We start from the raw sequence: 1037 nt of genomic DNA, 5'->3' as shown, positions 1-1037 counted from the left end.
TAGTGAAACCGCTGGTGCTGTTGGCCGGTACGGTAATGACTGTTTTGCCGTCACTCAGGGTGAAGTACAACGGCGCGTGGTTGTCGATCGGCAGACCGTCTTTGTTGGTCAGGGTGACGGTGTAGGTGATCTCGCCACCTTCGGTCACCGAAGGCGTAGCAGTCAGCTTGGCCACCACGTCATCGGCGGTATCGGTGACTTTGACCGACGCCGCGTCGCCCAGCTGCAAGTTCTCGAAGGCACGGCCATCGACATCGGCGGCGGACTTGATACCCAGACTGATCTCACCAGCATCTTTGTAGACGTCGTCGCCCTGCGCGTCGTGAGCGTACGGCGCGCTGGTTTCACCGGCCTTGATGGTGACGGTGGAATTGTTGCTCAGGGTCACGACCAGGTCGTGCGCCAGCGCGGTGTTGATGTGGACGGTGAAGGTCGGCTTCACGTTCTCGGCAACCGAGACTTGGTCAGCGGTGATAGTAACTTTGACCAGATCGCCTTCGTTGCCTGGAGTACCCGGCTCGTCGGTGACAGCGGTGCTGACCGGGGTCTTGTCGAGAACCAGGTTTTCGAACTTGCCAACATCGGCGCCATCAACCGAAGCGATCGACTTGATCACTGGGTCGTTGGTGCCGGTGTAAACGTTGTCCGGAGCAGTGACAGTCACAAAGCCCGAGGTGCCATTGGCTGGCACGGTGATCACGGTGGTGCCGTCGCTCAGCGTGAAGGTCAGCGCCGAATGTTTATCGATCGGCAGACCATCTTTGTTGGTCAGGGTGATGGTGTAAGTGATTGCACCACCTTCGGTGACCGAAGGTGTGGCGGTCAGCTTGGCAACCACGTCGTCGGTGGTGTCGGTGACTTTGACCGACGCCGCATCGCCCAGCTGCAGGTTTTCAAAGGCACGACCGTCGACATCGACGGCGGACTTGATACCCAGGCTGATTTCGCCGGCGTCTTTGTAGACGTCGTCGCCCTGCGCGTCGTGGCTATACGGCGCGCTGGTTTCGCCCGCCTTGATGGTGACCTGAGCATTGTTG

At 59.6% G+C, this 1037-nt stretch carries 1 protein-coding gene; it reads right to left on the bottom strand.

The features are described from left to right. On the bottom strand, positions 1–1037 hold a 1037-nt coding region (locus tag HU770_RS26745; protein ID WP_186666579.1), incomplete at both ends, for an immunoglobulin-like domain-containing protein.

Origin of the sequence: Pseudomonas sp. SWRI68 (assembly GCF_014269165.1) — a bacterium.
Lineage (GTDB): Bacteria > Pseudomonadota > Gammaproteobacteria > Pseudomonadales > Pseudomonadaceae > Aquipseudomonas > Aquipseudomonas capeferrum.
Note: the sequence above shows the minus strand (reverse complement) of the source record. Positions and strands in the feature narration are given on the sequence as shown.